Annotated in this window: 30 protein-coding genes; 19 read left to right on the forward strand and 11 right to left on the reverse strand. The window is 38.2% G+C overall.

The genetic code is table 11. The annotated features are described in order from the left end of the window. The first annotated feature begins 4 nt into the window (after positions 1-4). Positions 5-532, forward strand: a complete 528-nt coding sequence (locus ACZ5YP_RS06895; RefSeq protein ID WP_464835005.1) for a hypothetical protein — start codon at positions 5-7, stop codon at positions 530-532. On the opposite strand, the gene ACZ5YP_RS06900 is transcribed toward ACZ5YP_RS06895, so the two are convergent. Next, the gene (locus tag ACZ5YP_RS06900) at positions 529-1,203 is read right to left on the reverse strand and encodes a DUF7669 domain-containing protein (protein ID WP_464835006.1); all 675 of its coding nucleotides are present in this window, start codon (positions 1,201-1,203) and stop codon (positions 529-531) included. The two genes, ACZ5YP_RS06895 and ACZ5YP_RS06900, sit on opposite strands and share 4 nt — an antisense overlap. A gap of 19 nt (positions 1,204-1,222) precedes the next feature. Next, a complete protein-coding gene (locus ACZ5YP_RS06905; protein WP_464835007.1) occupies positions 1,223-2,095 on the reverse strand; it encodes an Mrp/NBP35 family ATP-binding protein in 873 nt (290 codons plus the stop codon). A 78-nt stretch (positions 2,096-2,173) separates the two neighbouring features. On the opposite strand from ACZ5YP_RS06905, the gene mvk reads away from it, so the two are divergent. The 6 genes from mvk (at position 2,174) to ACZ5YP_RS06935 (ending at position 6,944) form a co-directional block, all read left to right on the forward strand. Beyond that, complete coding sequence (gene mvk, locus ACZ5YP_RS06910) at positions 2,174-3,097, forward strand: mevalonate kinase (RefSeq protein WP_464835008.1); 924 nt, start codon at positions 2,174-2,176, stop codon at positions 3,095-3,097. Between the two features lie 31 nt (positions 3,098-3,128). Continuing rightward, entirely contained in the window at positions 3,129-3,605 is a 477-nt protein-coding gene (gene ubp / locus ACZ5YP_RS06915; RefSeq protein WP_464835009.1) for a UBP family nucleoid-associated protein, read from the forward strand. Positions 3,606-3,668: 63 nt separating this feature from the next. Continuing rightward, the gene (locus ACZ5YP_RS06920) at positions 3,669-4,211 is read left to right on the forward strand and encodes a hypothetical protein (protein WP_464835010.1); all 543 of its coding nucleotides are present in this window, start codon (positions 3,669-3,671) and stop codon (positions 4,209-4,211) included. A 4-nt stretch (positions 4,212-4,215) separates the two neighbouring features. Next, a complete protein-coding gene (locus tag ACZ5YP_RS06925; RefSeq protein WP_464835011.1) occupies positions 4,216-4,782 on the forward strand; it encodes a glycosyltransferase family 2 protein in 567 nt (188 codons plus the stop codon). Between the two features lie 11 nt (positions 4,783-4,793). After that, on the forward strand, positions 4,794-5,954 hold the full coding sequence (locus ACZ5YP_RS06930) for an iron-containing alcohol dehydrogenase (RefSeq protein ID WP_464835012.1): 1,161 nt from the start codon (positions 4,794-4,796) through the stop codon (positions 5,952-5,954). 189 nt (positions 5,955-6,143) lie between these two features. Then, positions 6,144-6,944, forward strand: coding sequence for an A24 family peptidase C-terminal domain-containing protein (locus tag ACZ5YP_RS06935; protein WP_464835013.1), 801 nt, complete (start codon positions 6,144-6,146; stop codon positions 6,942-6,944). On the opposite strand, the gene ACZ5YP_RS06940 is transcribed toward ACZ5YP_RS06935, so the two are convergent. Next, positions 6,928-8,094 carry an anion permease gene (locus ACZ5YP_RS06940; protein ID WP_464835976.1) on the reverse strand — a complete coding sequence of 389 codons (1,167 nt, stop codon included), beginning with the start codon at positions 8,092-8,094 and terminating at the stop codon, positions 6,928-6,930. The genes ACZ5YP_RS06935 and ACZ5YP_RS06940 overlap by 17 nt on opposite strands. A gap of 163 nt (positions 8,095-8,257) precedes the next feature. Between ACZ5YP_RS06940 and ACZ5YP_RS06945 the strand changes: the two genes are divergently transcribed. From ACZ5YP_RS06945 to ACZ5YP_RS06970, 6 genes are all read left to right on the forward strand, one after another. Next, positions 8,258-8,983 carry a 6-hydroxymethylpterin diphosphokinase MptE-like protein gene (locus tag ACZ5YP_RS06945; RefSeq protein ID WP_464835014.1) on the forward strand — a complete coding sequence of 242 codons (726 nt, stop codon included), beginning with the start codon at positions 8,258-8,260 and terminating at the stop codon, positions 8,981-8,983. After that, the gene (locus ACZ5YP_RS06950; protein WP_464835015.1) at positions 8,976-9,356 is read left to right on the forward strand and encodes a dihydroneopterin aldolase family protein; all 381 of its coding nucleotides are present in this window, start codon (positions 8,976-8,978) and stop codon (positions 9,354-9,356) included. Before ACZ5YP_RS06945 ends, ACZ5YP_RS06950 begins: the two co-directional genes overlap by 8 nt. 2 nt (positions 9,357-9,358) lie before the next feature. Next, positions 9,359-10,084, forward strand: coding sequence for a flavoprotein (locus tag ACZ5YP_RS06955; RefSeq protein ID WP_464835016.1), 726 nt, complete (start codon positions 9,359-9,361; stop codon positions 10,082-10,084). Beyond that, on the forward strand, positions 10,081-11,601 hold the full coding sequence (locus tag ACZ5YP_RS06960; protein WP_464835017.1) for a dihydropteroate synthase-like protein: 1,521 nt from the start codon (positions 10,081-10,083) through the stop codon (positions 11,599-11,601). The genes ACZ5YP_RS06955 and ACZ5YP_RS06960 overlap by 4 nt, the downstream gene beginning before the upstream one ends. Positions 11,602-11,799: 198 nt before the next feature. Continuing rightward, entirely contained in the window at positions 11,800-12,045 is a 246-nt protein-coding gene (locus tag ACZ5YP_RS06965) for a hypothetical protein (protein WP_464835018.1), read from the forward strand. Positions 12,046-12,211: 166 nt separating this feature from the next. Next, positions 12,212-12,364 carry a hypothetical protein gene (locus ACZ5YP_RS06970; protein ID WP_464835019.1) on the forward strand — a complete coding sequence of 51 codons (153 nt, stop codon included), beginning with the start codon at positions 12,212-12,214 and terminating at the stop codon, positions 12,362-12,364. A gap of 53 nt (positions 12,365-12,417) precedes the next feature. On the opposite strand, the gene ACZ5YP_RS06975 is transcribed toward ACZ5YP_RS06970, so the two are convergent. The 3 genes from ACZ5YP_RS06975 to ACZ5YP_RS06985 form a co-directional block, all read right to left on the reverse strand. Beyond that, complete coding sequence (locus ACZ5YP_RS06975; protein WP_464835021.1) at positions 12,418-12,570, reverse strand: hypothetical protein; 153 nt, start codon at positions 12,568-12,570, stop codon at positions 12,418-12,420. Between the two features lie 231 nt (positions 12,571-12,801). After that, a complete protein-coding gene (locus tag ACZ5YP_RS06980) occupies positions 12,802-13,074 on the reverse strand; it encodes a hypothetical protein (RefSeq protein ID WP_464835022.1) in 273 nt (90 codons plus the stop codon). A 150-nt stretch (positions 13,075-13,224) separates the two neighbouring features. Beyond that, a complete protein-coding gene (locus ACZ5YP_RS06985; protein WP_464835023.1) occupies positions 13,225-13,944 on the reverse strand; it encodes a peroxiredoxin in 720 nt (239 codons plus the stop codon). Positions 13,945-14,170: 226 nt separating this feature from the next. On the opposite strand from ACZ5YP_RS06985, the gene ACZ5YP_RS06990 reads away from it, so the two are divergent. The 6 genes from ACZ5YP_RS06990 to ACZ5YP_RS07015 all read left to right on the forward strand — a co-directional run bounded on the left by ACZ5YP_RS06990 (position 14,171) and on the right by ACZ5YP_RS07015 (position 20,095). After that, entirely contained in the window at positions 14,171-15,787 is a 1,617-nt protein-coding gene (locus ACZ5YP_RS06990) for an HD domain-containing protein (protein WP_464835024.1), read from the forward strand. Between the two features lie 54 nt (positions 15,788-15,841). Further along, positions 15,842-16,336, forward strand: coding sequence for a COG2426 family protein (locus tag ACZ5YP_RS06995; RefSeq protein WP_464835025.1), 495 nt, complete (start codon positions 15,842-15,844; stop codon positions 16,334-16,336). Then, positions 16,336-17,877, forward strand: a complete 1,542-nt coding sequence (locus ACZ5YP_RS07000; protein WP_464835026.1) for an MATE family efflux transporter — start codon at positions 16,336-16,338, stop codon at positions 17,875-17,877. Before ACZ5YP_RS06995 ends, ACZ5YP_RS07000 begins: the two co-directional genes overlap by 1 nt. A gap of 98 nt (positions 17,878-17,975) precedes the next feature. Continuing rightward, positions 17,976-18,428 (forward strand): RpiB/LacA/LacB family sugar-phosphate isomerase, encoded by a 453-nt coding sequence (locus ACZ5YP_RS07005; protein ID WP_464835027.1) that lies wholly within the window; start codon positions 17,976-17,978, stop codon positions 18,426-18,428. A gap of 64 nt (positions 18,429-18,492) precedes the next feature. After that, entirely contained in the window at positions 18,493-18,924 is a 432-nt protein-coding gene (locus ACZ5YP_RS07010) for an archaellin/type IV pilin N-terminal domain-containing protein (RefSeq protein ID WP_464835028.1), read from the forward strand. 211 nt (positions 18,925-19,135) lie between these two features. Then, the gene (locus tag ACZ5YP_RS07015; RefSeq protein ID WP_464835029.1) at positions 19,136-20,095 is read left to right on the forward strand and encodes a hypothetical protein; all 960 of its coding nucleotides are present in this window, start codon (positions 19,136-19,138) and stop codon (positions 20,093-20,095) included. Positions 20,096-20,127: 32 nt separating this feature from the next. On the opposite strand, the gene ACZ5YP_RS07020 is transcribed toward ACZ5YP_RS07015, so the two are convergent. From ACZ5YP_RS07020 to ACZ5YP_RS07040, 5 genes are all read right to left on the reverse strand, one after another. Then, positions 20,128-21,288 (reverse strand): PhoH family protein, encoded by a 1,161-nt coding sequence (locus tag ACZ5YP_RS07020; protein WP_464835030.1) that lies wholly within the window; start codon positions 21,286-21,288, stop codon positions 20,128-20,130. Positions 21,289-21,408: 120 nt separating this feature from the next. Beyond that, positions 21,409-22,149: a DNA polymerase sliding clamp gene (locus tag ACZ5YP_RS07025; RefSeq protein ID WP_464835031.1), complete on the reverse strand. Its 741-nt coding sequence runs from the start codon at positions 22,147-22,149 to the stop codon at positions 21,409-21,411. A gap of 70 nt (positions 22,150-22,219) precedes the next feature. Then, positions 22,220-22,567 carry a hypothetical protein gene (locus ACZ5YP_RS07030; RefSeq protein ID WP_464835032.1) on the reverse strand — a complete coding sequence of 116 codons (348 nt, stop codon included), beginning with the start codon at positions 22,565-22,567 and terminating at the stop codon, positions 22,220-22,222. Positions 22,568-22,579: 12 nt separating this feature from the next. Next, complete coding sequence (locus tag ACZ5YP_RS07035) at positions 22,580-23,152, reverse strand: hypothetical protein (protein WP_464835033.1); 573 nt, start codon at positions 23,150-23,152, stop codon at positions 22,580-22,582. Between the two features lie 254 nt (positions 23,153-23,406). Further along, complete coding sequence (locus tag ACZ5YP_RS07040) at positions 23,407-24,075, reverse strand: restriction endonuclease (RefSeq protein ID WP_464835034.1); 669 nt, start codon at positions 24,073-24,075, stop codon at positions 23,407-23,409. Positions 24,076-24,202: the final 127 nt, after the last annotated feature.

Consider the following 24,202-nt stretch of genomic DNA (forward strand, 5'->3'; position numbering starts at 1 on the left):
TTCTTTGCTGAGAAAAAAGAAGGATCCATTGAGAAAGGGATTTGAGATATTACGTGATGTTAGATTGTTAAAGGATAAACTAAGTAGAATACAAACTAGAATTGATGAGAGAGCAGAGGAGTTGACTAAGAAACTAGTAGAACTACAAATGAAGGGTGATAACTACCTATCTAGACGGTACGCCGAGGAAATAGCGAATTTAAAGAACTTGTCAAAGAGGCTTGCAGTTCTCATGTTTATACTAGACAAAGTAGACCTTGCAGTACAACATGCTATTGTACGCTATGAATTCAATACACTTGCAACGGAGTTATCTAGTCTAATAAGAGAAGTTGGTAAATTACCAGAAACTAAAATACCGGATCTCGGTGTATTATTCGCTGATCTAGAAGAGAATATTAGAGAATTATCAGACATGGACTATACTGATCTACCAGTAGTAGACTATAATCCACCCACTAATAGCGAGGTCAAGGCAATACTTGAAGAAGCAAAAGTAGCTTTAAAAGAAAAATTAGAACCAGCTAGCTAGAGCTGAACAGTATATCTCCTCTCCTCCTTTATAATCGCGATCTTTACATTATACTTTGAAAGTAATTCTATTATCTCTTGTGGTATTCTCTTATATAGCTCACCGGGAACCATGACTATATAGGTAGAGTAGTTTCTATTCAGTAGTGTAGAGCCAATAATGTATGCTAGATATCTGTATTGAGTGGAGAGAGGTGCAGATGGGTCTATAATCCATACTCCTATAACTTGTTCTTCATCTCCCTTTTCAGCTATGAGGTCTGGTTCAAGTGGTTTACTAGACCTTGTAGGTGACACGTCAAATCCAAGTCCTTCAAGTGCTTTAATAACTTCTTCAACGAGTTTCTTCCTCGTAGCTATTAGTTTCTGTGTACCAATGTATTTTTCGAGTTCTCCATGTTCCTCTGGATTGTATAGAGTATACTTGCCCCTCTCTATTCTATACAGAAATAGTTTCTCTGGGTCTCTATACTTGTCTTTACTATTACTATTTACTGTGACAAGGTCTATTTCGAGCTCTAGGCTTTCGTCGCTTCTACTGGGGTCTCTTTTTTTAACCTCATTAATTAGTTCTTTTCTCGTAAAGTATATTTTTCCACTTCTATATAGGGATTCAGCCGCCTCTTTCAACAGCAACCAATTGGGTTTTTTACCCAGTTCCTCACTACTCACAAAAACCAACCCTTTTTACCTAGGTTGAAAGAGGTGTGTCTTGTTTTCCATTATTTTCAACAAGGTTTATTACTTTATCTACTATTTCAAGTATGATTTTTGATGTTTCTCCATCTGGTTTTGCTAGGAGGTATGGTACGCCCTCGTCTACAGCTTCGTTTACGCTTGGATCTAGGGGTAGTTTTCCAAGTATAATGGTTCCATATTTAGATGCAAGGTATTCTCCACTATACCTCCCCATTATATTGGTTATTCTACCACAATGTGGACACTTAAAGTAACTCATATTCTCTATGATCCCCAATAGTCTAATGTGCATAGAGCTCGCGAAGTTAGCTGCTTTTGCCACGATAACTTCGCTTAGAGCGTTTGGAGCTGTAACTAGTATAGCACCGGTTATATTGGGTATTACTTGTGCAACTGTTAATGCCGCATCACCCGTTCCTGGTGGCAGGTCTACTATTAAATAGTCTCCTCCACTCCAAGCTACTTTTGCTGCCAGCTCGGTTATTGCTCTACCAACTAGGGGGCCTCTCCAAACTACTGGTACATCTGGAGAGTCAAGCATTAGGTTTACAGCTACTACTTGTACTCCGAGGGGGCCTTCAACGGGTAGTATCTCACCGTTTTCATTAGCCATGTGTCTTTCTCCCTGTACTCCGAGTAGTAGTGGTATAGATGAGCCGTAGACATCAGCGTCGAATACAGTGACTTTTCTACCCTTCATTGCTAATCCAAGAGCTAGCATTGATGATATAAAGGATTTACCAACACCTCCTTTTCCACTCATTACTAGTATTTTGTATTTAAAGCTATTCAATTTGTTTTTAGCATCGTTGAGTAATCCAAATACTGGTTGGAACCGTACTCTTTTCTCCGGGGTTTGACTCAATACCTATACACCTTTTTATCAAGGCTTGAGTATAGATATCAATAACGTGTTTATTAAATCAATAATGGGTTGAATCAAATGCTGTGTAGTAGAGCACCCGGCAAGATATTATTGTTTGGAGAACACTTTGTCGTAAAGGGAGAGCCTGCTCTTGGACTAGCTGTTTCACTCTATGTAAAAACATGTATTGAGAGAGGAGAGGGGAAAATATACTCGAAGCAACTGGGATTAATTAAACCTAGTAGCCAGCACTGGCCGCTCTTTGAAGCCGTATTTAATAGTGTTGAAGCAAGATTTGGAGAAATACCCAGGGTAGACGTAGTAGTAGACTCTGAAATACCAATCTCCTCGGGAATGGGTTCTTCAGCGGCAACAGCTGTTTCACTAACACACGCGCTCCTCTCATTTATCAATGTAGAGTTTACAAAGAGAGAAGTCCAGGAAATAGCTCATGAAGCAGAGAAAACAGTACACTATAGACCGAGTGGTGTAGATACAACACTAGCTACACATGGAGGCTTTCTCTACTATAAACAAGGAGTGTTTAAAAGACTGGATTTAAAACTACCTGCAAATCTAGCAATAGTAGTTGTCAACACGGGAATACCTAGACAGACAGGTGTAGTAGTCCGCGAAGTACTAGAGAGATATGAGAGACTGGGTAGAATAGGCGAGTATATATATCGTGCAGCAGGCGAAATAGTTGAAAATGGAATTAAAGCAATAGAAAACAACGACATTGATAAACTCGGAGAACTAATGCTAGTAAACCACGGCCTACTCTGGGCAATGGGTGCTTCATCAGAAGAATGCGATAAAACAGTGTATGAACTAATAAGACTAGGAGCTATAGGGGCAAAAATAAGCGGTGCAGGCCGCGGCGGAATAATTATTGGATTAACACGTAGAGAAAACCTTGAAAAAATAAAATCGGGGCTAACAGCAAAGAAATACGAATACTACATTGTAGAACCAGACTACCAGGGCGTAACAACTATTTAAATAAACCGGTTTAACTAGAATAATATAATAGATGATGAAAATAGCGGTCTTTGAGAAATCAATGAGAAAACTCCCATGGACTGATAATATGCTTCCAGGGTCTACAAAAAAAGGAAAAATCTCGATAAAAGAATCACCCAGTATACTAGCCAAGTTTAATTTAATAATGGGAGAAATACTCCCCGTATTCTACGAATACAATAATATCGTTAAGCAAAAAGGATTTTATTTAAAACCAGTCCACGTAGTTGTCAGAAAACTACAGGATAAAGGCATTGTTAAATACTACTACTATGGGAGATACTGGTATAAAATTGAAAAAGAACCAGGTGGTAAAATCAAGTGGATTTATATTGGTAAAAACAAGCCGCTTCCCGAGCTACCAGACCCGCCTAAAAACCCACTTGAAGGAGTAGTAGTCAAAGTATACAATGAAACAGTAGAAATAGTTTTTGCAAGCGAGAAGCTCTTTAAGATAATATATGATAGGTTATCTAGTCAAGGATAACGCTGAGACTATTTTTTAGCTCATATACGTTATTGTAAACATGTATAGTAATGGTGTTCATTATTGGAGCAAGAAGCACTGGTAAACAGCGTATTAACTATTGCGTTATTTAGTGTTGTAGCATATTCACTATTGATATCAATGGGGTTAGTTAGTTATATTATCTATAAACCGAAAAAGGGAAGTAGGAGAGCTGAAGAAGTTGAAATAGTTATTGTTTCAAAAGCAGACCATAGAGTTAAAAACAGTCTCCTAGAGTCAATACGCTACCATGTTAAAAAATACGGTAGAATAATAGTAGTTGTAGATGAAGGAGCACCATTAATAGACATGATAAGAAAAATCAAAGGCGTTGAATTAGTAATTGTTCCATCTAAGTATAGAAGAGACCTCGTTGGGAAGGGTAGAGCACTACAATACTTTGTAGATTGCTGTGTAAACCCTGACAAATGGTATGTATTCATAGACGATGACAACTTAATACTAGACGATTCATTCCTTTATGAAATACCCGTCTACGATAAAGAGGGATATGTAGCTGCTGAACGGTATCCTCGTCCCAAGGCCGGGTTCAAGTACTATTGCTTTTGTTATGGATTGGATTAGATTTATGGACGATATACTCATCTATAGATTTTTCACGGGCCTCCTTGGAAAACCCCTTATTGGACTACACGGAGACCTCTTAATAGTTAAGGGTAGAGTACTCAAGGAAATAGGGTTTAACCGTAGGACTCTAACAGAAGACTTTGAATTTGCATCTGAATTAATAAAACGTGGATATAAAACATGGCAGTCAGCTACAAGAGTATCAATTAAAAGCCCCAACAACTTGAAAGACTTGATGCTTCAGAGGGGTAGGTGGTTTAAGGGTATTGTATATGGAATTAAAAGAGCTCCTCTTGGCATGAAAATTGTTGTATTACTTCGTAGTTTTACATTTAGTATTGGGTTCTTTCTACTACTCCTCCTCTTCCCCATAGCATACTATGTTGGTTATTTATGGTTTATTGTACCTAGTGGATTATACTATGTTACAACTTATAGTTATGGTATATACAAGTCTAAAAAACCATATCTAGTCTTCCTCCTACCATTCTTTGGTATTATTGAAGCATCATCTAGAGTCTATGGTTTTATTAATGTAAATGGATATGTGGTTATTGATAAAAACTAGGGTTTACAGAGATGTGGAGTAGACAGTTTAAAATAAGATTTGGCGAAGTAGAATTATACTTCGGCCCAGGTGTTTTACGAGACAACAGCAAACAAGCTTTGCAGGGCTCTAAGAAAGCAGTAATTGTATCGTCGAAATCAGCTGCAAAAATATCTGGTGCATTCGACGATATTGTATCAGTTCTAAATACTCTTGATATTGAATACACTGTTTTCAATAAAGTAACTCCTAATCCAACAACAGGAATAGTTAATGAACTAGTTGAATTAATAGAGGGGTATAATGCCGATACAATTATTGCTATTGGTGGAGGTAGTGTTATAGATACTGCTAAAGTAGCATCAATACTACCATATACGGGGGTTAAAGCAGAAGAATATGTCTATGGTAAGAGACCACAGGGAAGTAAATTAAAACTAATTGCTGTAAATTTAACACATGGAACTGGATCTGAGGTAGATAGATTTGCTGTTCTCACGGTTTCGGGAACCATTGAAAAACGGGGATTTATTACAAGATACCCCGATATCAGCTTCGACGACTCCTACTACACTCTAACACTAAGCCGAGAGCAAACACTATATACTACACTAGATGCTTTCTACCACGCATATGAAGCAGCTACTTCAAAGAGAAACAATATATTTGTTTTAACACTAGCAGAAGAAGCAGTTGAAAAAGTAACGAGCTACCTAGAAAAAACACTCAGTGAACCGAGAAATCTAGAAGCAAGAACAAACCTATTATATGCATCAATGCTAGCTGGAATGTGTATTGATACCAGTGGAACACACCTAGTTCACGCATTAGAACATGGATTTAGTGGTTTAAACCCAGACCTACCACACGGTGCTGGACTAGCTATTGTAGGTCCCTATGCAGCTTACTATATACATAAAGCAGTACCGGAAGAATCAGCTAGAATACTTAGAATACTAGACCCCTCAATCAAACCAGTAAGCGAAGACGCTGAGAAAGCAGTAAAAATAATACAGGAATTCCAGAGAAAACACGGATTCGAGCAGAGACTAAGCGATTATGGAATTAGAGAAGTCGATCTTGAAAAAGTAGTAGACTTCGTCGAGAAGACAATAAGAGAAAGATATAGTGTCAACCTACCCTTAAACATCGATAAATCAACTCTACTAGAAATAGCTCGTAGAGCACTCTAACCCTCTTTTTCCACTATGAAATGTGTGTACGAAGAACCGGGGGGACCCACCCCGGATCACACTGCCGCGGGACACGCGGCTGTCCCCGAGGCCTCTCAACTAAGTGTATAATTGTAGTGGCTAATATATCCTAAATCTCTATAATTGACAGGTAGGAGTAAAAACTAGTATTGGAATTGGTGGCTTGGATTGGAATTAACAGTGAGTATTGAATTTATCGAGTATGTAAAGCTACTTGTAACGTTTCCAATACTCTTAGTTCTCAGTATACAGGATTATAAGAGTAGAGAATTGGATGCGCGCTTGGTTTACATTTATCTTGTTGTTTCAATAGTGATGTTTGTATTGACTAGTGTATTCAGCGATCTAGTATTAACATTGAAACTCTTCTATGTGTTTTTCTCGATTGGAGTAGTTGGAATAGTATTCTACACATTGTATAGACTTGGATTAATTGGTGATGGAGATGTATTTGTTGCTGTTTCTCTTGGTTTAATGTATACATATCCCACTACTTACTCTGCTACTCTTGCTTCTAGAGGTATTCTACCACCGCCCATCATGATTATATTGTATTCAACACTTGGAGCAATACTACTAATTATCGTCAACTCCATATACGTGGTTTTAACCAGCTATAAATTCGTCCAAGATTTACCAGGAGTATATAGAATACTACTTCCACTCTTTGGTAAACCAGTAAAGATTTCTGACTACATCCAGGGGAAGTATAAACACTACATTCCCCTACAATCATTTGAACTAGTAGGAGGAAACCTCGTGGTGAAATACAGAGTTTTAACAGGAATAGATTATGATATACGATCCACTCTAAAACAACTAGTTGAAGAGAAATTCATTGATCCAGAAGGATATATATGGGTTAGTCCCGGACTACCCTTCATAGTATACTTCTTTGCAGGATTTATACTATTTTTGATACTCGGAGATAAACCGCTACTCACATTATTCTTTAAAGTATTATTTTAAACAACATAGTAAACAAATAAGATGCAACAATAGTAGATGCAACACCCACAATCCAGAAGAGGTTTATTTTAATCAACATTTTTGTATTTACATAGTTTAATCCTCTAGCATATCCTACACCAGCAATTGAACCAAGTAGTGTTAGTGTAATAGAGCTTGGAATACCCATTGAAACAACAAGGAATAACGTAAATGCCGTAGATACTTGTACAATAAACCCTGTTGTAGGTGTTAAAGGAGTAATTCCACCACCAATAGTTCCAGCAATTCTATAACCCCAAATAGCAGCACCTACAAAAAACGCGAGAGAAGTCAGTGTTATTGCTGTATGGAGATGATCTATTGATGGATACATATAGGAGAATATTAGGGATAGAGGGCCGGCAGCGTTTCCAATGTCGTGTGCTCCATAACTAAGTCCTAGTAGGAGGACGATTATTGACTGTGTATAGAATTTAAGTATATCTAGCTCCTCCTCCCACGGGTATTCAAGCGTATAAGAGTATATTATGAGTGCTAGTGCGATATTTATAGCGAAGAATAATGCGTATACAAAAGATATTTCTGGACCAGTAAACTCGGATAATAAGAGGTATTGAACAATAAACATAGAAAACGAGAAGTAAAAGGTATACAGTGCAACTTCAATCCTGGGATTGCCCCTACTTGAAACATATTCATCTAGTTTGTAGAGTACAGTAGAGGTTAAACCAGCAATTAGTGGAGTAGTAATCCACGAGGAGACAATTAGAGCTATTCTCTCAGTGTTTAAACACTCTAATCCACATAGAGCCAATCCCGTTCCAATAGCACTTCCAACAACAAGCTGGCTTATACTAAGTGGTATTTTATAGTGGAGGGAAATAGATGCTACTATAATAGTTGAAAATACAATAGAAGAAGATGCAAGTAACTGACTGGTTTCACCCGGTAGGAGTGAGAAGTCAATAATTCCCTTCGCTATAGTCTTAGATATCCTACTACCAAGCGTGAAGGCACCAATACCCATAAATACAGCGTTTGCAGTATAAACTAGTCTAGATCTCCTCTTAACTCTACGAGTTGAAACACCAATTATTTTGCCGATATTTTGTGCACCGTTAATCATTGCAATACCCAGCGAGATAGCAACCGCTACTAGCAATACCACGATATACAAGTATAGACACCTATTTAGACTATATAGATTCACTCTGCAGTCATAAAGGGTATTTCTACATTAAAACATTTTTAAATTTTACTCGTGATCCAACCATTAAAAACACGTTTAAACATACTTGTAAACTAGAATTTGAATTAATACCGGTGTATTCATGGCGTGGCTTATAAGTAGAGAGGAGTGGCTGAAAATATATGGTTTAATAGTAGAGAGAATTCCCTGGCTTAGTTTTCAAAGAGACCAAGAGGCAACTGATTTACTAAGCCATATACTCGTTAATCACCCCCGCGCAGTGTTATTCGAGGATATTAAATCAAAAATAAAGAGTAGTGTGAGTGGAATTGTTGTTGGATGTGGTGGAAGCCTACTCAGAGAAACTGGTTTTCTAAAGACTATAGATAAAACTCGTTTTTTAATAGTAGCCGCTGATGGAGCAACTAGAGTATTACTAGAAAACGGTGTTGTACCAGACCTTATTGTTACTGATTTAGATGGTGATATAGAAGCTATTAGAAAAGCATCTAGAATGGGCTCTATAACTATAATACATGCACATGGAGACAACATTGACCTACTTGAAAAACACGTTCCACTAATTGAGGGGTTTGTCTCTGGGTCTACCCAGGTTGAGCCAAGACCCTATGTATACAATTATGGTGGATTTACAGATGGAGATAGAGCACTATTTATACTATACCATCTCGGAGTGAGAGAAGTATACTTGGCAGGCTTCGACTTAGAAGAGCCGGGGGTGTGTCCTGGTAAAACAAGAATTGATTTAAAATCAAAAATAAAGAAGCTTGAAATAGCTAGATTAATAATGAAATACCTAGAAGAAAAAGGAGTAGTGTTTAAACACATTGGTGAATTGCATGAATGACCCTGCTTCTAAATACTTCTCGCCTAAAACAACAGAGAGAGATAGAGCTGTATTCGAGGCTGGAATAGCAATAGGCACTCTTGTCCACCAATTCACTGGTATACCAGTTAGAAGCCTCGAAGACCTGGAAATAATTAAAAAAGCCATTGAGAGGTCTTTACTAGCCCAGCCATTCCGTGAAGAAGTTAAAGTAGAATTAAACATAGAACTCCCACAGTCAAACTCTCCATACGCCTACACTACGATTAAAACGAGAAATATAGATGCACGAATAATTATTAAATATGGTAGGTGTAGAGTTACAGCGAGGCTTAGATACATACCCGAATTAGACTATAATCTAGGATACATAGAAGACATACAAGAGGATTAGAATTGAGCAGACAGGCAATAGCTTGGGGTATTACTGGAGCCGGTGCACTGCTTAGAGAGAGTGTAGAGGTAATCAGTCAACTCGTTAAAGCGGGTTATAGAGTTACAGTATTTATTTCCAGGGCTGGCGAGCAAGTAGTCAATATGTATGGACTCCGCAAAATACTAGAATCCACTGTTAAAGGAGAGTATCCAACAGGCATTATCTATGAGAGTAGAGAGCCGCCTGGATTTCCATCAACGGGTAGGCTATATCTAGGCGTGTATAAAATAGTAGTTGTATCACCGGCAACAATGAATACTATTGGAAAAATAGTTAGTGGAATAGCAGATACACTAGTATCAAACCTCGTAATGCACGCTATTAAAACACAAAAACCAATCTACATAATCCCCGTTGACGCGTTTGAAACTAGGAGCTACATACCCATAGTAGTAGATAGAGAGAAATGTATTGAATGCGAAAAATGCTATGCTGCTATGTCTTGTCCAACAGGTGCTCTCGTAGAAGACCCGTATTACAAAGTAGACGTCTACTTAGAGAAGTGTAATAGGTGTTATATGTGTTTAAAAACATGCCCCTTTAATGCTATATCATTTGATGTTGAACTCGTCGTTAAACCCGTACCATTCTACCTAGATATAATTAGAAAACTCGAGTTGATACCAGGTGTTAGAGTAATAAGAGATCCCCGCGAAATACTCGTAGAACTAGGTGTAAAGCAGTGAAAATAGCCCTTGTAACTGGTAGAATAGCGTATGAAATGGTTCGAGAAGTAGCTGAGAAAATAATGCGTGAAAACCCCGGAGTTGAAATCACTGTAATCCAGCTTCCAATACCCGTAGCAGCAATGATGACAAGTGAATACTTATTGAGAGAACTGCCAAGACACATAGATTCCCTGAGAGACAAGGACTACGTAATCGTACCGGGATATACACGTGGCGACGTCTCACTTGTTTCTCGTGAACTCGGATTGAGAATTATTAAGGGGCCTCGATACATCTACGACCTCCCACAAATGGTAAAATACATTCTCAAAGGAGTTGAATTCTCAACAATCGAGCCAGCTGATAGTATTCTAGAAGCTGAAAAAGAGAAAATTGAAGTGGAAGTACTTAGAGAAGCCCGGGAGAAAGCCAGTGTAGACAAATACTTTGATATCAATGGAATACCAGTTAGTAAACACTACCCACTTGTAGTACTCGAAGTATATGCTGATACACCACGCGACTTAGAGAAATACCGCGTAGCAGCTAGTCATGCTGATTTAATCTCTATAGGTGTACCAATAGGATTCGACTTATCTAAAACACAGAGAATTATTGAAGAAGCAAAAACACTATTCAATAAACCAGTAGGTATAGATACAGGAGACATGGACATTATCAACGAACTGTCTCGTCAAGTAGATTTCATTAATGGAGTATCCATTGAAAACATTGATGTATTAACCAGTATGATCCATGCTATCAGGGAAAAACCCATTATACTAGTAGGAGGTCGGGGAGTAGAACCCAAAAAACTAGTTTCAACTGCCCGGTATCTCAGAGAACACGGGTTGGAAAAAATCATATTGGACCCCGTGTTGCAGCCACCACTCCAGGGTTTAATAGAATCTCTAACAGCATATATTGAAGTTAAAAACATGCAATCCGAGTTTCCTGTTTTAATGGGGGTTGGAAACATTACAGAACTAGTTGACGCTGATAGTATAGGGTTAAACGCGCTATTAGCGTTTATTGGTGTTGAACTAGGAGTTGAATTATATCTTACAGCAGAAGCCAGTGTAAAAACACGTAATGCAACACTAGAATTAAAGAAAGCACTAGAAATGGCTGTTATTGCAAAGAAGCTCGGTAAACCACCAAAAGACCTCACATTAAACCTCTTAGTATTAAAAGACAAGAAGTTGAAGACAAGTATACCTGTGAGAGCAGAGAATAGAGTAGTTGCTGTAGAGAAGAGTCCATGGAAACCAGACCCCAAAGGCTTCTTCAAGATATTCGTCGATCACTCTAATAAAACAATAATAGTACAATACTATAAATATGGAGAGAATAAACCAGTATTAGAAATAGAGTCTCGCGACCCATACGCTATTCTAAATACAATCATAGATCGTGAACTGGCATCAGACCCAAAACACTACTTCTACCTGGGATATGAACTAGCAAAAGCAAAAATAGCGTTGTCTCTAGGTAAAGAATACGAACAAGATAGAGAACTATTTACAGTTGACTAATAGATATAAAACTCTAAACTTATACAATTAAATTGAAACCCGCGACGCCCGCAGAGGCTCCCGAACGGGATGCAATGAAGCAGGGCCCCACATACTCAAACTAGAATTCTAGAGCACAAGATTGTAGATATAATCTTTGTGCATGAATTGTGGAGAGGACGTAGTTAACAGATGAAAACGTTGAAGTAAGTGAAAACTATGCTCCAAGTATTGTTGTACCAATCAGAAACATTGTTATACCCGCAATCACGTCGGTTTATGCATTGCACTATTAGAGAATCAACAGGTGTAAAAACATTCGTTGTATACGGTACACAATTAGACGATACTGTATACAACACCGAGTTGAGGGATTTCAACTACCTAGATTGTACTTCTGCAAGAGCATTTAGAGAAGCGGGATTAATTGACAAAACAAGATATAAAGTTCCACCAAAGATCTAGTCTATCTGGTAATGAACCACTATCTACAAGAGGCGAAGCAGTATTCAGGGCGTACTTTGCTCAAGATTTAATCAAAACTACTTGTGGATTAAAACACTATATAAATGGATAGAATATTACAGTAGACATTACTAAGTATACTACGTACAATGCCACTAGGAGAATAATGAGTGTGACTATAAATGATACCGCTCGCCACACTCTGCCATATGTATATCTACACTCTACTAGCACATTGTATTCCCGTATACCAACGCGTTCAACGCTGACTGCTATACAGGGACGAGATTATATATTTGACGCTGTAGTAGAAGCATAACTAGCAATAGACTCGTAATTATCCAGTGAGAGAAAACTAGGCTTTGTATACCTCTACTCACGAAGCAGTCCTTTAACTACTACCTCTCTATCACTAATACGAACACTCACTCTAAATTTATCTTTGCAGATCAATACGAGGTTTATAACAACGAGGATAATAACCACTGCGAGAATTACAAAGACGAGTATAGCGGGTGGAAACACACTCATACACCCATACAACTAGTCATACCTATCCATCTAGAATTACAAGACACCTCTTAAAAAATCTAAACAACACCATTGATTTTTATAATGGACGCTTTATTCTATTTGCGTATACCGATCGTCAAAGAACTCGTTTTGAAACGATATTATCTCTCATGAGTAATTACAGAGAGGTAGTTAATAGAGAGTTGTAAAAATAAGTGATGTGAGGAGTGGAATTTGTAAAAACTATGTTTTTTCTAGTTCCATGGTTTTTCTTTGAATGGCTTTAGCAATAACATATCTGATTTCCAATGAGATTTCTTCGTTTCTACATCTCTTTAATTCTTCCATCCATGCTTCTATTTTTACTGGATCATCTACTTTTTCTAGTAGTAGCTTGATAAATCTAGGCATGTATTTTTCTAGTGTTTCATCTACTACTCTCTGCATCTCAGCGTATTTATCGAGTAGCTCTACTGCTTTAAACCCCTCTCTATTTGAATACATAGATTGAGACAACTCCTCCACCATGGACAAGTATGAAGTTTAATCCTCCACAGAGATATTCCTCAATGCTAACTATAAAAAGAAAGGGCTGTGTGTAATACCAAGAGCACTGTCTGTATGTGTATTTAAAAAAATAAAAGAATAGGGATGATTGTGTAAAAACTACTTCTTTAGACCAGAGAATGGTGTTGCTACTCTCTGTAGGAATCTTCTTGCTTTTTCAACTAGTTCTGCTGGTACTTTTCCTTCTTCGTAGCAGAACCACCAGTCGAAGCACTTGAATTGCTTTAATCTCTCTGCCGCGTCTTTTATGGTTCTTGCTGGTGGTACTATTACTGAGCATCCAATTAACTCGTTGTTTGGCCAGTTGGCTGGTAGTGCTCTCTTGTACTGGGTGTTTACTTGTAGTGCTACTAGTAGTCTGAGTATTTCATCCATGTTTCTACCTGCTTCTTGTGGATAGTATAGTATTGCTCTAACTACTCCCTCAGGGTCTACAATTATAACTGCTCTAACACTGTGAGTGGAGCTCTGCGCGTGGAGGAATCCTAGTTTCTTTGCTACCTCGCCGTTGGGGTCTGCGATAATTGGGAATGGTATTTCAATACCGAATTTTTCTTTAATCCACTCAACCCATTTAATATGTGAGAATACACTGTCGACACTGTGGCCTAGTAGCTCAGTGTTCAACTCTTTGAATTCATTGTATCTCAATGCAAAAGCTATGAATTCAGTTGTACATACTGGTGTAAAGTCTGCTGGGTGGCTAAATAACACCAGCCATTTTCCCTTGTAGTCGTCTGGTAGTTTCTTTACACCATGTGTTGTTTCAACAGTCATTTCAGGGAATTTTTCTCCTATTAGGGGTACTGTGCCCGGCATTTAATTCACCTCGTTTTTAACTAAATATAACAGGGGGTTTATAAATATTTACCGGTGACAGTTTTTTCTAAAATACATTGTTTAGAAAAATAAACCAATAACTAGAAATACTTACTTAGAGAAGATAAGTATTTAATTTACAATAGAATTGCTCAATGTAAAGAATTTTTAAGCAATATATTCATAATTCGATCTAGTGTGAAATATAATGATTGAAGTGATTAAAGTGACTAGTGAACAGGGACTTCAAGGCCAGGGTGAAGCAGTGTTATCTATGGTTATGCCTTTTAATGGACAGGTAAGAGACCCTATTTATGGATATATAGACTTCGTCAAGGAACTTGAAGGAGTAGTAATGGACTCCTGGGTATTGCAGCGCCTCCGCTACATATACCAGTTGCAGACAGCACACTTTGTCTATCCTGGTGCAACACACACTAGATTCTCACACTCTATTGGTGTAATGTATTCATCTCACAAATACGCTTCTTTCGTCTTGAGGACAGGTCTATCACAGAGCAGTCAAGACGAAGTCTCCCGAGAAGTAAAAACCCACTATCGAGAACTAGTAACAGCAGCTAGAATACTTGGATTACTACACGATATTGGACACGGCCCCTTCAGCCATGCATTTGATAAATACGTGTATAAAACAAGGAGTTTTCTACCCTACCGTGTAGGAAACCATGAAGTAGTAAGCTACTTGTTGTACCGAGACTACTTGAGAGATTTAATTGAGAAATCACTACTTGAAAACAAGAAAGCACTAGGCATGGATGTAGACTACCTCCTCGGACTCTTAGATTCTGGTTTAAAACCACCAAGTGGCATGAAGGGCTTTACCGACTTGGTTGCTAAGGGGTTACTGGGAGAAAACGAGTTTTATGATGGTAGGAGTGGGGGTTTAGACAGAGTTGTAAGAATGATTGTTAGAGACTACATCTACACCAGCGACATAATGGATTACTTAAAGAGAGACAGCTACTACACTGGTGTCCCAGTCGGCGAAATAAACGATGATTGGATAATGAGGAATTCATATATTGTAGGAGACGACACGGGCCCCACACTGGGTGTTTCATCTAAAGCACTAGATGAAGTAGCTAGATTATTCGACGCGAGGAAATTAATGTATAAATACGTATATCTACACCCAGTAAACGTAGCGTTTATTGAAACAATCGGCATGATCCTAGAGTGTATAAAAACAGATATTGCCAGCCGCCTCGAGAAAATGATTGAGGGCCGCCTCGAAGAATACATTGCATTAACAGACCACTCCCTGTACTCGAAACTCCAAGAGCTACTATTGAAAAACCCATCTGAATACGAGTGTGAAGATAAAACGTTTACAAAAATGGCCTTGGAGAGCCTATTCTACCATAGAAAGCCTATTTGGAAACTAGTAAAGAGATTTACATATGACTTAGAAGAAGCAAAAGTATTGTTTGGTGAAATAGGAGACGCTGTGAGAAAAGCAATACTCGACAAGATTAAACGAGAAGTAGCAGGTAAACTATCACATAAGGGAGTAAGTGAAAACGATATTTATGTATTAATAGACAAAATAGACGTGTTTCCATCAGCTGGAGAAGAAGTAGCCAGTAAAATCCTCGTAGTAGATGTGAAAGACGGTGAAGTAGTAGATAAATACTACATGTCATTCAACGAGTTTGCACGTGAATACGGTTTGAAATCAGAAGTATTAATCTCCCTATACATCAACCGTGTTAAATACAGAGAGCTGAGTGGTAGAGACCTAGAAGAAGTAATATCACTGTCGAGAATAATAATTGAAAACTCTATTAAGGGTAGGAGGAGAGAAGCACCTGAAACCAGCTAGAATACTCGTTATTAACCCAATTAGGAAATAATTGGTTTAATTGGTGATAGGGTATTGAACACCACTGATCTACTAGTAGGCGTAATACTGGGACTACTACCCATTAGTGAAGTTAGAGGTGCAATACCATATGTTTTAATAGTCATGGATGGATTCAACGCGAGGATAATAGGTATAACTCTCTCAATACTCGCTAATCTACTCGTGCCATTTATAGCATATCCAATACTAGACCTACTAGACCACCTCGTAAAATCCCGGTTCACTCCTAGCTTCATTAAAAACTTCTATAATTGGCTTTTACAACTGGGTAGAAAGAGGAGTCTTGGACTGCGTAGAACAAGCTATATTGCACTATCTCTATTTGTTGGAATTCCACTACCAGTGACGGGTGCATGGACTGGTACACTAGTGGCATATGTACTTGGTTTTGACAGAAAGAAGAGTATATTGGCAATAGAAATAGGAGTGTTAATAGCCTCGGTAATAGTACTGCTAGTAGCATACCTGGGTATAGATGTACTTGCAAAGCTGTTTCTCGCTCTTTAATGAAAAAGGGTAAATTATTTAAAACACGTATCTCCTATAGACTAATCACTGAATGCGAGCGTGTAGTAGAAATGAAAACACAGACTATGAGTGCATCGATCGATGCTTATAGAGAGAGAGTAGTTAATGGACCAGTGGGTAAGACACTGTTATGGCTTGGACTACCCTTAATGATAGTTCAAATAGTAAATATATCTTATAACTTCGCTGATACCTACTGGTTGAGTATGTATAGTAAAATAGCATATGCTGCCCCGAGGCAAATATGGCCTTTCTTCATGTTTCTAAATGCAGTAACACAAGCGCTTAGCTCGGCTAATCTAGCATTGATTAGTCAGGCTATTGGTGGAAAAGACTATGACTACGCTAGGAGAGTGGTTTCATACTATGTATCAATACTCTTAGCTTTAAACACTGGTGTCGCATTGTTATTTCTACTACTAGGCCCCTTTGTATTCAAGTATGTAATGGGTGTTCCAGAAGACCTATACGAGTATGTTGTAACATATGCTAGAATAATCTCGTTAGACCTACTACTATCAGGATTATACATTGGATATAGCACTATATTCCAGGCGATTGGTGATACAAGAACACCCTCGAGAGCTGGAATAGTATCATCACTAACAAACGTTGTATTAGACCCACTATTCATATTTGGTGTTAGACTCAATGGAGCCACTATAATACCTGAAATGGGTGTAGCTGGCGCTGCATGGGCGACAGTAATATCGAGGTTTGCCGGATTCATAGTAGTATTATTGATATTGCAGAAGAAGTATCCATTCCTCATTGTAAAACCATCGCTTAGAATAGAGAGGGATTGGATTGTAAAGAGCTTGAAGATAGGTATTCCAGTAGCACTCATGATGATGAGTAATAGCCTCGCCTTTATGTTTCAAAACAGATTGATAAATACTTATGGGGCATATGTTGCAGCAGCGGCTGCAATAGGATTTCTATTAATGGATCTCGCGGATGCTGCACTATGGGGTTTCACTGCTTCTGTTGCAACGATGGTTGGGCAGGCTATTGGCGCTGGCTTAGAGAAGAGAGCTAGAAGTGTTGCTGTAAAAGCAATGATATATATTGGATTAGCATCGTTTACTGGCTCGATAATAGTATATTTCACCAGGTCTTTCTTCATAGACTTGTTTACCGACGTACCAGAAATATATAGAGAAGCAGACTTGTTTGTACAGTGGTTTGCTCCAACACTAGCTGGCTTCGCAATCTTCTTTATTGGTATGTCTGTGGGGCGTGGATCAGGCCACACACTATACCCGACAATAGTTGGTATTATAAGGCTGTGGGGTATAAGAATAGGCCTTGGATACCTGGTTGCCTTGGGGCTAGGGCTGGGAACACTCGGTATATGGATGACTATGAGTCTAAGCAACCTAGTAGCCGGGTTAATGATTATACCCTGGATTCTACGTGGAAACTGGGTTAAAGGAGTAGTAAAGAAAAGAATAGAAGTAGATCAGAAACCCACCGTCTCCACACCACTACGGCTCCAAAGGTCTTCATCACCAAGATAAAACAATAGAGTCAACCAGTAGTTAAAGATTACAAGTAGAGGGCCTACAACTCGGTAAATAAACCTCCCTTGAAATACTATACTACTGGTGTAACCCTCATGCCCAAGGTAATAGTTGGATCAGATGATTTATACGCATGTGCACTAGAAGCAGTAGAATACCTCAAGAAAAAGGGATACGAGGTAATAGTAACAGGGGCATTGAAGACCGGGAAGCCAGAGCCATGGCCAGACGTAGCATACGAAGTGGCTCAAGCAGTATCAAGGGGAGAAGTAGAATTCGGAGTACTAGTATGCTACACAGGGACAGGCGTCTCAATAGTAGCAAATAAACTACCCGGGGTGAGAGCGGCACTATGCAACGACCCAGAGACAGCTCGTGGAGCAAGACTATGGAATGATGCAAATATATTGGCAATGAGCGGGAGACTAGTAACAAACATACTAGCACGTGAAATAATAGATGCATGGCTCTCAATGAAACAACCAGACCCAACCGAGAGAGAAAACATAGAGAAACTAAAACAAATAGACAATAAACACCGCAGGTAAAAAGACTATAACAAATATAAATATCCACCCCTACAAAATTAAGAGTGTAAAAGGGGTATAAAACATGAAAATCATGCGTGGAATAGAACCAATAATAGCAGTAGTAATACTAGTAGCAGTAACACTAGTAATAGCAATCGGAGTAATAGGCTGGATAATGGGATGGTGGGGAACAATGGGAGCAACAGAAAACCTACAATTCTACCCAGACAGCTATATAGGTGTTGGGGGTAATACTACGCTATACATACACGTAAAGAACATTGGTTCAGCAGCAGCAGTAATATACAAAATAGAAGTTGTAGGAGTCGAAGAACTAACCGACACATCAAGATTTGATGGTAAAACGATAACAGATGGTACAATATCTCCTGGAGTTGAAGACACCTTACAAGTGCCACTTAGCAAAAATGTTGTTCCCGGTACTAACTACGCCGTGAAAATTTATACAAAGGCAGGCAACGTCTACACAGTAACTGTACAAGCAAAGGTGTAAGGGGATTAACCAATTCATTAAATGGATTGTTTTTTCTCTTCTCATAGTCTTTCCATTTCTTGTTTACGTGTTTACTCCTGGTTGGTCGTATTATCGTGATGAACAGTACTATATTGAGTGTGGTGTTTTCTATGTTTCTAATTTGACTCCTCCATTAATGTGTAATTTTGAGCATCCTCCATTCGCCAAGTATTTTATTGGGTTTTTTAGTGTGCTGGGTATTGCTCGCTATGTATTCATGTTATTGGCTGTTGTATCCGGTTTTCTGCTTTATCTCCTTGTTTCTGGTTTTACTGGGTATTGGATTGCTGGCTTGGTGGTTTCTACTCTCTTCCTATTTGATACTATTGTGTTTAATACTCATAGGTACTTGCTTTTAGATCCCGTTGCAGTCTTCTTGGTTTTGCTTTCTACTTGCTTGTTTTACTCTGGGCGTAAATACATATCTGCTATTACAGCTGGATTAGCAGTGGCTTCTAAGTTTAGTGTTGTACCCGTTGTCGCAGGGTTGTGGCTGACACTAGTAATCAGAGAGCGGGGGTTTAAGAATTCAATATTATACTTGTTGCTTGCTTTTGCTACTTATTTATCTACTTACCTCGTTGATTTAAGGCTGGGTTTAGATGCTATTCTAAGACACCACGTGGAGATGTATACCTATATGTCTTGGAGACACGGGTTTTCACCAGTTATAGCAATACTTGGTTTTACAAAGCTCTTTTTCCGCATTGAAGCGTGGAGGTATATTGGAGAATATACGTTTCTCGTTTCAACTAGTAATGGATTCTTAGAAGTAGTAAACACTAAGTTTACACCTCTCAACAAGTGGTATATTGTATTCTATGCTGGGGGTGGCTCACCACTCTGGCATATTCTCTTCCCGAGTCTACTCTACGCTACATACTTGGTATTGACTAGAAAAGCCAGTAGTAGACTAGGCGACACGGTATTTCTATCGTGGCTTTCACTGTTAAACGTTGTTGCCGGGACTCTAGACTGGTACTATGTCAATACACTCCCATTTCTCTATACAACACTAGTTGTACTAGTCTACCAGGTTGCACCATCTAGGTTTAAGTGGATTGTAACAGCCTTGGTAATAGTGCACTTTACATCGTTTATACTTACACTTCTAGGAGTAATACCGTTTAAAACACTGGTTGCCACGTAGGACTCCTGGTTTGAATTAAAAAATCCCTATATCTACTCTTTTCTCTTCTTTTTCTGTTTCTCCTCTGTTGTCTCTACTTCGTATACTCTTACACCAACATCTAATAGTTTTCTAAATGCGTGGTCTATGAATCTAACGTGTGCTCCTTTTTGCCCTACGAATGGTGCGTATGCTTCGCTCTCTATTTTCACGGCTAGGTTTGGCCCGGCGAAGTCTACGTCTACTATGTGTTTGTAGATCCAGCTTACTGGGTGTATTGCGTGGATGAATGGTTTGAAGTCTAGTGATAATTCTACTGCTCTCAGCTTCATTCCAAGGTCTTTCTCCATGTTGTTTATTCTCTCTCCTCCCCTACCGATCAATCTACCCTGATATCCTTCTTTGGATACTATTAGGGCGTCTGGTACTCTATCAGTAGTTATATTATATGTTTTCTTTAATTCTACGAGGTTTAATACTGTAACTATATCTGCGTCTGGAGCGTGTATTCTAGCTGTTGCCAACACTTGTTTCTCTGTCTCGTCTAGTGGACGGTTTCTCATTTTTGACTCTAGTAGTAGTTTAATACCTCTCCTAGCTCCCGGCCTCACAATGTCTTTTAATCCAAGGTCTACTACTCTAGCGTTCTCCTCGCCTAGTAGTAGCTCTCTAAGCATTGAAGCCGAGTCTTTACTACCAATACTCCTCTGGAATACTGGGTCTCCAGCGACGATCAACCTGCTGTTTCTACCCATTCTAGTAATTACCTCGATAGCTGATTCTACTGGTAGGTTTTGGGCGTCATCTATAAATACTATTGAGTCGTCGAATGTCCTACCCTTCAAGTAGTGAGAGTCTGCGAATACTACTACGCCCTTATTGATCAACTCGTTTAACTTACTTGTTTCAATATATGGTGATGCAACGTCTTCAACATAGGAGAAAACCATTTTATAATACATATCTCCGAGTTCCGCCGCTGTCAGCTCTTTGCCTGTTACTACGTCGACTAGTGGTCTTGTAATAATAAACCTCTTGTATTTACCATTCAATACAGCGTCTAATCCATAGATTATACTAAACAAGCTCTTGCCACAGCCTGTTGGCCCAAACAATCCTATTATCTCTACTTTTCTGTCTGCTAGTGCTTTAATTATTTCTTCTTGTCCTGGTGATTGTGCTTGTAGTTTTGAAAACAGGTTTTCGGTGGTCATTGGTAAACACCCCGGAGGGATGTAATTGTGTTATCCATAATTAAATCAAATAATAATGTGTTCCCTATTAAACCTCGGCGGGGAGGGCATCTATATATAAAATTGTTAAAAAGAGCGTGGTTATACTTCGAATGGTGCTAGTAGGTATACTACTCTACCTGTTCCAATAGAGAATTCTGCTTTTAACGGGTTTTTACTCGAGAATTCTAGTGTCACTATATCTGATACTTTTGCTATTCCGAGGACATTTACTAGTTTTGTAGTGTCGTAGACTGACTCGGAGGGCTCTTGTACGTCTAGTGAAATAAGTGCTAGTGAACCCTGTGCGAATCTTACTTCTACTTTACCTGCACCGATGGATTTGAATACTATTGCTTCTGGTGTGGCTTTTATCTGAGTGCTACCGCCAACTGCTTCTATATCCTCTATTACTTTTTTAACTGCTTGAGCCATTAACTTAGCTGAGGCTTTGAATTCCAAGTTGAATTCTGGTATTTCTGGTGTTGGTACATCTAGATTTCTAAACTTGAATACACGGCTTACTACTCCACCCGCTCCAATAGTGAATTTCACGAAGTCTCCTTCTAGTTCAATAGCGAGGTTTTCACCTTTCTTCAAGTGCTTCAATACTTTTTTCAAGTTGTTTATAGATACACCAATACTTACTTCTTCTCCTACATCGTATTCTAGAAACATGTCTTTGGGTAGAGATACGTCTATAAGTGAAGACTGGTCTGCATCGAGTGCTTTAATGTTTAATCCGTCAAGTGTTAATAATAGTGCTACTTCATCTGCTATATTGCCGATTGCATCAATAACTTCTTTAAACAACTTGGCTTCAGGTAATACAATACGAGTCACTGTCAACACCAGTATTAGTTATTGGATTACAGATTTAAAATAAAAATTCAAGGTGTTTTAATGTAGACATTTACTCCTTACTCTCTGTAATCCACAACTTTACTTCAACATCTTTGTCTTTAAATGATTGAAGTATATTAAAAACACTGTTACCCAGTGTAACAGGGTATTCAACGCCTTTTATAACTCCTCTCCAAGCAATAACGTGGAGATTTCTATCCATGAGAATCCACAAGTTGACTAAACCGGGAATTAATAAGTGAATTAATAAGTGTACGTGAACACGAGTTCTACTTTTTTCTATCTCACTCTTAATTAAATCAATTAAATCACTGATATCCCATCCAGACCGTAGCTCTAAAGCACTAAATTTAGAAGCTCTTTTTACAACATGAATAATAGATTCAATACTTAGCAATAAATCTAAGACTTATATTCCTCCGTTAGAAGGTTTATTTACAACTACTGGGGGAGTTTCTATTTTAAATAATTCACGTAAAATAAAGAGAGGTGTATCAACGAGTAGTTCTTGGATGGCTTGGACGTAGTCTTTAGTGAATGACAGACATATTTCTTCATCGCCATTACAACTAGCTTTTGCAGTAATTATTGTTTCACTAGTTGGCGACTCGTTAAATTCGAAAAATAACTTAAGAGTAAAAAACCGACTTACACCATAAACAACGAGTTTTTCATTTTGTTCAATTGAATACCTGGGTATTGTAATTTCTAAACACGTCTTTTTAAATAGACCTTGAAGCCTCCTAGATATGCACCACTCTGTAGTACATAAATTGTTCGTGAGATATGTTTTATTAAACTTACTAGAATAATAGAGGGGTAGGCAAGGATAGCATAGAATTTTCCTGGTAGCTTGTAGTGGCAAAGGACTTTGAATAGTCCACTCGTGTTTTAACCCAGGGTTATGGGATATCAAGTTGACTAGAGGTTTAACTAGTTTAAATGTATACATGCTTGATCCTTTATTCTCGGAAATAATCATTTTATCACCAAAGATAATTAACATAGTGTAAGCACTGGTTGCGTAGTACTACTTTTTGATCTTGGTTTATAAATTTTATAGTTTTTTGTTATTGATTATTAAACAACAACATTATAATCTAACTAGTTTTTTCATTTTCTTTCTTTTTAACTTCTTCTTTCTTCTTTTTCTTACAAGGCATTTCTACCACCATTATAGAAATCACTGTTGTAAGGGTTTAAAGTTCTTGGGTTGATCGATGTGGTTTAAATTCGTTATAGTGGTATTTTAATTGGTTTTACTTCGTAGTAGTCTAATATGTAATGTCTATTTGATAGGAATACGGGTAGTTCTCTTATTGAGAGAAATAGTGTATTTGCATGGATTCTTATTGGTGGTGTTAGCAGGGTTATTATTAGAGGTGTTAACTCTCTTGCTTTAGATGCAATTCTGTATTTTTGCTTTACATATGAATAATACTTGATGAGTTTTTCTATTCTCTTAATGTGTGTTTCACCCGCTTCTATTAGTCTACTAGTTGAAGTATACGACCAGTGCTTACAGTCAACTACTAGTGTAAAACCAGTTGCTGGTTCCACGGCGAATACATCTATTTCAAATCTAACCGGGCTCGTTATCATTAAACCATGTTCTACCTCGTAGCCGGCTTCAAACAGTATTCTCATAGTAAAATACTCGAAATCCCTCCAGTTGAGTAGACTACTAATTCCATCTATTGAAACACCGTTTGAAACCAGTTTTAACGCTGCTTCAACCGGCTCTCTTACTAATACCTCGTTGTTTTTTACAACTAGTAAATCCTGGTTTTCCCGGACTACTTGTTCAACGATCTCTACTGGTAGACTTGTTAGAGAAGCTAGTTCCTCGATGAAAATCCTCCTGTATTTTAAAGCAGTCATTAATACCTTGGTCTCTGTCTTCATAGTTTAAACCATTTAATGCCATTGTCTCTATTAAATACACTTTATTGATTAATAGATTATTACACTTCAACAATATGTTTAATTACGGTGGTTGAATTGAGTGATATTGTTGAAGACGTAAAGAAGG

The organism is Sulfophobococcus zilligii (genome assembly GCF_055398255.1).